The sequence below is a fragment of the Kitasatospora putterlickiae genome, from assembly GCF_039527695.1.
Classification (GTDB): Bacteria; Actinomycetota; Actinomycetes; order Streptomycetales; family Streptomycetaceae; genus Kitasatospora; species Kitasatospora putterlickiae.
Map to the genome: position 1 here is coordinate 8,241 of NZ_BAAAKJ010000427.1, position 8,438 is coordinate 16,678.

Consider the following 8,438-nt stretch of genomic DNA (forward strand, 5'->3'; position numbering starts at 1 on the left):
AACCCCCGGCTTTCCTGCGGGGGGGGCCCGCCGGGGCCGTGACCATCACGGCCTCCGGCGAGCGGTCCATCGCCGCCCACACCATCACCACCGCCATCACGGGCGACGGCCACCGCGCGGGCGAGTGAACGGCGGCAGCTACGAGGCGGCGGGGCCGGGATCCGTCGCGGCGCACAGCATTGGCACCGCTCACACCGGCGACGTCATCGGCCTGCCCGCGGAAGTCCTCAACGCGGCCCGCGACGTCCAGGCCCCGCCCGACTTCACCAACCTCGATCAGCCCCCGCGGTGTGTCGGACGCGAGGACGCCCTCGCCTGGCTCCGCACCACGCTCACCGAGGCGGGCGGGACCGCGATCACCCAGGCGTCAACGGTGCACGGCCTCGGCGGGGTCGGCAAGAGCACCCTCGCGCTGGCCTACGCCCACCGGTTCCGCCGCGAGTACACGGCCATCTGGTGGATCACCGCCGACAGCGCGGCCGCGATCGAACAGTCCCTGGCGGAGCTGGCCCGGCGGCTGCGGCCGACCTGGCCCGGGACCGTCTCCCAGGAGCAGCGGGCCGAGTGGGCGATGGCCTGGCTGCAGTGGCACCCCGGCTGGCTGCTGCTGTTCGACAACGTCGAGGACCCCGGCGATCTGAAGCGCTACCTCGGCGCCCTCAGCGGCGGCCACCACCTCATCACCAGCCGCCGCGCCACCGGCTGGCCCTGGAGTGTCCGCACCTACCCGCTCGGCACCCTCGACCCCCATGAGGCGACCGAGCTGATCTGCGGCTACGCCTTCCCCGACGGCGCCCCGACCGCACGCGAACGCCAGGAAGCACACGAACTCGCCGCCGAGATGGGCTACCTGCCACTGGCCCTGGAACAGGCCGGCGCCTACCTCCGCCAGAACCCCAGCATGACCATCACCGCCTACCGGCGAAACCTGCCCACCAAACTCGACAAGGCCGCCGACGGACTCGACGCCGAGCGGACCATCACCCGCATCTGGACCCAGACCCTCCAGGCCCTCGCCACCCGCGACCCGCTCGCCGTCGACCTCCTGCACACCCTCGCCTGGCTCGCGCCCGACAACGTCCCCATCACCCTGCTCGGCGCAGCGGACGACGACGACTTCCACGAGGCCCTGGGCCTCCTGAAGGCCTACAGCATGGCCACCGTCACCAGGGACACCGTGAGCGTCCACCGCCTCGTCCAGACCGTCCTCCGCGACACCGCCCCCGCCGAACCGGACGGATCCCCGGCCGGCCGCCACGCGGCGGAGGACGCCCTGATGCGGGCGCTCAACCCCGGCAGACACCCGCACCCGTACGTGACCCCGCAGTGGGACACCCACCTGCCGCATCTCATCGCCCTCGCCGCCACCGCGACCGGCGACCCGCAGGACGATCACGCCGCCGGCCTGTATCCCGCCGCGGCCCGCCGTCTTAATGAGCAGGGGCACGCGGCACGCGCCATCCCTCTCCTACACGCCGTTCTCCGCCTGAACGAGCAGGTCCTCGGTGACGTCCACCCCCATACTCTGGCCAGCCGCAACAACCTCGCCAGCGCCTACGAGTCCGCCGGGGACTTCCAACGCGCCATCCTCCTGCTCGAAACCACCCTCACCCAACGCGAACAGGTCCTCGGCGACGTCCACGCCGACACCCTGATCAGCCGCAACAACCTCGCCTACGCCTACGAGTCCGCCGGAGACCTCCAACGCGCCATCCCCCTCTACGAAACCACCCTCACCCAATGCGAGCAGGTCTTCGGCGAGACCGCCCCCCACACGCTGGCCAGCCGCAACAACCTCGCCTACGCCTACGAGTCCGCCGGGGACTTCCAACGCGCCATCCCCCTCCTCGAAACCACCCTCACCCAATGCGAGCAGGTCTTCGGCGAGACCGCCCCCCACACGCTGGCCAGCCGCAACAACCTCGCCGGCGCCTACGAGTCCGCCGGAGACCTCCAACGCGCCATCCCCCTCCTCGAAACCACCCTCACCCAAGCCGAACAGGTCCTCGGCGACGTCCACCCCCACACGCTGGCCATCCGCAACAACCTCGCCGGCGCCTACGAGTCCGCCGGAGACCTCCGACGCGCCGTCCCCCTCCTCGAAACCACCCTCACCCAACGCGAACAGGTCCTCGGCGATACCCACCCCCACACCCTGGCCAGCCGCAACAACCTCGCCAAGGCCTACGCATCCGCCGGAGACCTCCAACGCGCCATCCCCCTCCTCGAAACCACCCTCACCCAAGCCGAACAGGTCCTCGGCGATACCCACCCCCACACCCTGACCACCCGCGAAAACCTCGCCGTCGCGATCCGCAAGCGGAGCGAACGCGTGTGACCGCTCAGATCCACCCGTGCCGCCGAGCCCGCCGAAGGGCGGTGCCCGGCTGGGTGGTGCCGAGCTTGGTGGCGGCGGAGGCGAGATGGCGGGCGGCCTGTGGGGGGACGGGAGCGCCGGTGGCGGTGAGGTCGAGGGCGTCGAGTTCTTCGGCGGTCAGGACCGTGGTGTCCGGGGCCAGGGTGTCCGGGTCGAGGTAGCGGCCGCCCCGGTGAACGGTGCGGATGGCGTGGGCGAGGTCGGTGGCGGAGACGCTGCGCGGCAGGTAGGCCCTGGCGCCCGCGCGCAGGGCGCGGCGGAGGTCGCCCGGGCGGGCGTGGGTCGTCATGATCACCGTCGGGCAGGCCGGTAGCGGCGACAGGGCGAGGCCGGCCGAGCGGAAGGCGAGGACGGCGATGTCGGGCCGCCGGATCGCGGCCAGGGCCACCGCCGCCGGGGCGGAGTCGGCCTCGGCGATGACGGTCAGGCCCTCCTCCAGGGCCAGCAGCGCGGACAGGGCGGCCCGGCGGGCGGGCTCGTCGTCGGCCAGGAGGAGGCGGAGGGCGGGGAGGCGCTCGGTCATAGGGTTCAGCCTTCCTGCGGGGCCGGGGCCGCAGAAGTGCGTGCACTCACCGACCGTGATGAGTTTCCTCAGCGACGGCCCGTGACAAATGTCATGACGGTCGGTCGCGCACCCACGAACGGCCGCCCGGAAGTCCGCAGGTCGGGGCCGAGGTGGGGCCGGGGGCTCATGCTCCTGGGACAGGAGTGGAGGGAGGGTGTGGATAGATCGCCCGTCGTGATGGAGCGCGGGCATTGATGATCACGAGGTGTCACCATGAGTAGCAATCCTGTGAGCGGAATCCCCGCGCTGACGGTGACCGTGCACACCCAGGAGGGCGGCGGCGTGGTCGGCGAGCTGCTGGGGTACGGGCTGCTGACCAGTAAGGGGACGGTGCTGGTACCCGATCCGCCCGAGGCGCTGGCCAATCCGTGGCGGAGGTTCTCGGCCCGGATATCGCCGCCGCCGGGAAGCGGGGAGAACGGGGCGGTCGTGCCGGTCGGGGGCGTCAGCATGGCGGCGCTGGAAGGCGACGGGATCACCACGGCGGCGGCCGTACTGACCCTGGTCTGGGACGAACCGTTCGCGGTGGCGACCGTCAGCGTCACGAGTGCGCGGTTGGCCGAAGCCCTGCTGCGCAACCACGGCGACCAGTGGGCGACGTACGCCGAGCTGGGGTTCCGGGTGGTGCGGCCGGAAGCGGTCGGTCCGCCCGACACCTGGTGGCGCAAGGCGCCCGAGGCCGAGACCGGGGTCACCGGGAGTGCCGGCGACTACGCGAAGGGCACGTGCTGCAGCAGCCGGGTCTGTTGCCGGGCGCCGTCGCGGAAGGCGGCGGACGCCGGCCCGGCGGCGGCGTGAGCGGGGGCGGCGGGTCGTGATGGCGGCGGTCGCTCAGGAGCGGGGCCAGGCGCGGCGGCAGGGGGCGGCGCGGTGGCTGCAGTCGGTGTGGGTGCAGGACACCGCGGTGGCGGTGATGGCGGTCATCCCGGAGTTGCTCTACTTCGGCACGCTGATCGACCCCGAGGCGGACACCCGGCAGCGGATCGGCATGCTGCTGCTCGCGCTCGCCGAGGCACTGGCGCTGGTCATGCGGCGCCGCCGTCCGCTGGCGGTCTTCGCCGTGGTGTGGGCGATCGCGTTCACGTCCGACCTGCTCTCGTGGGCCAACGCCCTCGACTACACCCCGTGCTTCGGCCTGTACATCGCCCTCTACACCGTCGCCTCGCAGTACCGGCTGCGGGTGGCCGCGACGGTGCTGGTGGCCGCCCTCGTCCCGATGGGGATGGCGATCGCCGAGACGATCGGCGACTACGAGGGCCCGCAGACCGTCCCGGTCCTGGTCTCGAACATCGCGTTCTACGTCCCGGCGACGCTGGTGGTCTGGGGGTTCGCGCGGTGGAGCCTGGCGACCAGGACGGCAGCGGCGCGGCACCGGGAGGAGGTCGCCGAGGCCCGGTTGCGGGTCACCCAGGAGCGGGTGCGGATCGCGCGGGAGCTGCACGACATCGTCGCGAACGCCGTCGCGGTGATCGTGATGCGGGCGGAGACGGCGCGGGCCACGGCGCTGGAGGACCCGGCGCGCGCCGACGCGTTCGCGCACATCGAGGCGCTCGGCCGGCAGACGATGGCCGAGCTGCGGCACATGCTGCGGCTGCTGCGCAGCTCGGAGGCGGCGGTGGAGGAGGGGTACACCCACGGGTTGGGCGATCTGGAGCGGCTGCTGGCGGACGTCCGCAAGGCAGGCGTGCGGATCTCGCTGGAGGTCCGGGGCACGCCGGTGCGGATCGACGACAGCGTGGGCCAGACGGCCTACCGGCTGATCCAGGAGGCGGCCACCAACATCACCAAGCACGCCGGCCCCGGGACCCGCGCGGTCGTGCGGATCACCTGGGACCAGGCGCTGCTCATCGAGGTGGTGGACGACGGCGCGGGGCGGCCGCCCGACGGGGAGTCCGAGGTGGGCCGGGGGCTGTCCACCGGGCACGGGCTGCTCGGACTGCGGGAGCGGGTGGCGCTGTACGGCGGGCTGCTGAGCGCGGAGCCGTACGGACCCGGGTTCCGGGTGGCGGCGGCGCTGCCGGTGTCCACGGCGAGCGGTGCGGCGCCGGTGCCGCGGTGAGCGCCCCGGGGGTCGTCCACCGGGCGGCCTCCGGGGCGCGGGCGGCTACCCGAAGGCGTCCGAGAGCCGGACGAAGGTGCGGCCGGCGGCCAGCAGGGCGGGGAGGGCGGCGGCGACGCCGCGGGCGGTGCCGGAGGCGGGGCGGTTCATGTGGGCGATGACGATGCCGCCCGGTTCGGCGCCGGCCAGCTCCCCCTGGACCTGGGCGGCGGGGAGGGTGGCGCCGCCGTCGGCGTTGGTGCTGAATCCGGCGACCCGCTGGCCGAGGTCGGCGGCGATGCGGGTCGCGACGTCGTCGTAGTGGGCGGTGCCCGAGCGGAAGAACCGGGGCGGGTGGCCGAGGAGGGCGGTGAGCTTCGCCTGGTTGCCCGCGATCTCGTCGTGGACCTCGCCGGGGTCGCGGGTGCCCGCGATGCCGTAGGCGGAGCGGCCGGTGACGGAGAGGGGGCGGTGGGCGGTGCCGTGGTTGGCGATCTCGAAGAGGGGGTCGGCGGCGAGGTCGTCGAAGACGGCGGGGTTGGCGTCGATCCAGCGGGCGTTCAGGAAGAGGGTGGCGGGGACGCCATGGGCGCGGAGGGCGTCGACGAGGGCGGCGTCGTAGCCGGAGCCACCGGAGCCGCCGCAGGCGTCGAAGGTGAGGGCGATGGCGGGGGCGGCGGCCTCGGGGAGGGTGGCGAGCACGCCGGGGACGTCGAGGCCCCAGGCGGTGGGGGCGGCGTCGGCGTAGCGGGCGGTGACGGCCGCACGGGTGGGGAGGCCGGCGGACGCCTCGGCGGAGGGCGGCTCGGCGGAGGGGGTGGGCGCGGGGGTCGGGGTCGGAGTAGGCGTGGGGGTCGGACCGTCCGTGGTCGGCGGCGCCGCGGTCGGCGGCTGGACGGCCGGCCTGGGCGCGCAGCCGGCCAGGCCGGTGCCGGACGCGGCCGTGGCCGCGGCCAAGCCCGCGAGGAGGGTCCGCCGACTGAGTGCCATGAGAGCTCCGAACCTGTCCGATCGTCAGATACCGCTGATCCACTCCCCTCCATTCAGGGCCGCCCCGCCCGCCCGTGCAAGCGGGCGCGGCCTCGAGGCGGCCGTGGACACGGCCTTCACGGGGCTGCCGCACGGCCGTGGGGCGCGGCTCACCGGGGGTTCATCGGCGTGGGTACGAGACTTCGCTGACATCCCGGCGAGAGCGGAGGCTTCCGATGACGGAGCACGTGCACGAGGAGAACCCGATGCCGGGCCGGCGCGGGTTACTGGCGGCGGGGGCGCTCGGCGCGGTGGCGGCGGCCACGGCGGCGACGGCGGGCGTCGCCCGGGCGGCGGACGGGGCCGAGCGGACGATCACCCTGACCGGCGAGCTGCCGACCGGCGCCCCCGACTTCGTCCACCTCCCCTTCGACGTCCCCGCCGGCGTCCGCGAGATCGCGGTCTCCTACCGGTACGACAGGCCGACCGTCCCGCCCGGTACCCCGGGCAACTCCTGCGACATCGGGCTGTTCGACGAGCGCGGCACCGACCTCGGCGGGCGCGGCTTCCGCGGCTGGTCGGGCGGCTTCCGGACGGAGTTCGCGGTGAGCCGGGAGCAGGCCACCCCCGGCTACCTGCCGGGCCCGATCCGCCCGGGCCGGTGGCACGTCGTGCTGGGCCCGTACCAGGTGGCGCCGCAGGGTCTGGAGTACCGGGTCGAGGTGACGCTGCGGTTCGGCGCGCCGGGCGCCGAGTTCACCCCCGCCTACCCGCCGGAGCGTGCCCGGGGACGCGGGCGCGCCTGGTACCGGGGCGACTGCCACCTGCACACCGTGCACTCGGACGGGCGCCGCCAGCCCGCCGAGGTGGCCGCCGGCGCGCGCGAGGCGAAGCTGGACTTCATCGTCTCGACCGACCACAACACCACCTCCTCCCACGGCGTGTGGGGCCCGCTGGCCGGGCCGGACCTGCTGATCGTGCTCGGCGAGGAGGTGACCACCCGCAACGGCCACTGGCTGGCGCTGGGGCTGCGGCCGGGCCAGTTCATCGACTGGCGCTACCGCTCGCGCGACGAGGCCTTCCCCCGGTTCGCCCGCCAGGTGCGGCGGCAGGGCGGGCTGGTGGTGCCGGCGCACCCGTACTGCCCGTACGTCGGCTGCCAGTGGAAGTTCGGGTACGAGGACGTGGACGCCGTCGAGGTGTGGAACGGCCCGTGGACGTACGATGACGAGTCGGCGGTGGACACCTGGGACGCCGGGCTGGCGGTGGCGCTGCGCGAGGGGCGGTCCTGGCCGCCCGCGATGGGCAACAGCGACGCGCACAACGTCCCGCAGGTGATCGGCTCCCCCCACACCGTGGTGTTCGCCGAGGACCTCAACCGTGACGCCGTCCTGGACGGCCTGCGCGCCGGGCGCAGCTGGCTGGCCGAATCGGCGGCCGTCCAGCTGGACTTCACCGCGACCGGGGGCGGCCGGCAGGCCGGGATCGGCGAGGAGCTGACCGTGCCGGCGGACGCGCCGGTGGACGTCCGGCTCGCCGTCTCCGGGGTGCCGAACGGCACGGTGCGGTTCCTGACCGACGAGGGGCAGCTGCACCAGGAGTCGCTGCCGGCCGACGGCGCGGGCACGGTGGTGTGGCGGACCACGGCCTCGCTCGCCGCGTACGTCCGGGCCGAGGTGCGGCACCCGAGGGCGGACGGGTCGCCGGGGCGGGGCAACTCGATGGGCCCGGACCTGCCGTGGGGAGCGATGGCGGCGCTGACCAATCCGATCGTGCTGCGGGCGCGCGGGTAGCGGGGAGGCCGCCGGCAGGAGGAGGTACGGCCGACGCGCGGCGAGCGGTCGGCGGCGGGACGGTGGGAGGTCCGGGGAGGGGAGGACTCCGGGGTGTGCGGTGGACTAGGTTGATCTCCGACAGCAGTCACTCGATATGACGAGACGGTCGGCTGTCCGTATGGCCGGGTTCGCCCGCGCCCACTCCGGCCGTCCCGCCCCGGCTCCCCGTCCGTCCCCGGCCCGCGAAGGGATCAGCAGCTGTGAACCGTACGACCGTAGGTGGGCCGGAGCTCGGAGGCGGACGGGGGGCGGGCAGCGTGGTCGTCCTCTCCGACCCGGCCGCCGGCGCCGGGAGCGGCGCGGTCGCCCCGCTGGTCGCGGACGCGCTCCACCCGAGCGTCCACCTGCGCGCGGAGGACTTCCGGCGGGCGGTCCGGCAGGGGTACGTGGAGGCCGACCGGCCGGAGGCGCGACGGCAGAACGTGACCGCGCTGGCGGCCACCGCGCAGGCGGCCTTCGCGTTCGCCTCGGGCGGCTACCAGGTGGTGGTGGAGGGCTCGGTCGCGCCGACGGCGCTGGACGCCTTCCGCCGGGAGAGCCGGGCCACGGGGGCGGCGTTGCACTACGTGGTGCTGCACGGGGGCACGGTGGCGGAGGCGGGTGGTTCGGCGGGCGGCTCGGCGGGTGACGCGGGGGCCGACGCCGCCGAGGTGA

Annotated in this window: 6 protein-coding genes and 1 pseudogene; 5 read left to right on the top strand and 2 right to left on the bottom strand. The window is 74.6% G+C overall.

Annotated elements, in window-relative coordinates; all coding sequences use genetic code 11:
* The first annotated feature begins 124 nt into the window (after window positions 1–124).
* Window positions 125–2,338, top strand: coding sequence for a tetratricopeptide repeat protein (locus ABD308_RS35380; RefSeq protein ID WP_344344131.1), 2,214 nt, complete (start codon window positions 125–127; stop codon window positions 2,336–2,338).
* A gap of 4 nt (window positions 2,339–2,342) precedes the next feature.
* Here ABD308_RS35380 and ABD308_RS35385 read toward each other — a convergent pair whose 3' ends face one another.
* Window positions 2,343–2,900: a response regulator gene (locus tag ABD308_RS35385; RefSeq protein ID WP_344344133.1), complete on the bottom strand. Its 558-nt coding sequence runs from the start codon at window positions 2,898–2,900 to the stop codon at window positions 2,343–2,345.
* A 255-nt stretch (window positions 2,901–3,155) separates the two neighbouring features.
* Here ABD308_RS35385 and ABD308_RS35390 point away from each other — a divergent pair, with 255 nt between their 5' ends.
* Window positions 3,156–3,740, top strand: a complete 585-nt coding sequence (locus ABD308_RS35390; protein ID WP_344344135.1) for a hypothetical protein — start codon at window positions 3,156–3,158, stop codon at window positions 3,738–3,740.
* A gap of 91 nt (window positions 3,741–3,831) precedes the next feature.
* A complete protein-coding gene (locus tag ABD308_RS35395) occupies window positions 3,832–5,001 on the top strand; it encodes a sensor histidine kinase (protein WP_344344137.1) in 1,170 nt (389 codons plus the stop codon).
* Between the two features lie 45 nt (window positions 5,002–5,046).
* On the opposite strand, the gene ABD308_RS35400 is transcribed toward ABD308_RS35395, so the two are convergent.
* Window positions 5,047–5,970, bottom strand: a complete 924-nt coding sequence (locus ABD308_RS35400) for a polysaccharide deacetylase family protein (protein ID WP_344344139.1) — start codon at window positions 5,968–5,970, stop codon at window positions 5,047–5,049.
* 245 nt (window positions 5,971–6,215) lie between these two features.
* Between ABD308_RS35400 and ABD308_RS35405 the strand changes: the two genes are divergently transcribed.
* Both ABD308_RS35405 and ABD308_RS35410 read left to right on the top strand, forming a co-directional pair.
* Window positions 6,216–7,742: a CehA/McbA family metallohydrolase gene (locus tag ABD308_RS35405; protein ID WP_425554927.1), complete on the top strand. Its 1,527-nt coding sequence runs from the start codon at window positions 6,216–6,218 to the stop codon at window positions 7,740–7,742.
* A gap of 242 nt (window positions 7,743–7,984) precedes the next feature.
* Window positions 7,985–8,438 (top strand): annotated as a pseudogene (locus ABD308_RS35410) (hypothetical protein); the annotation flags it as partial.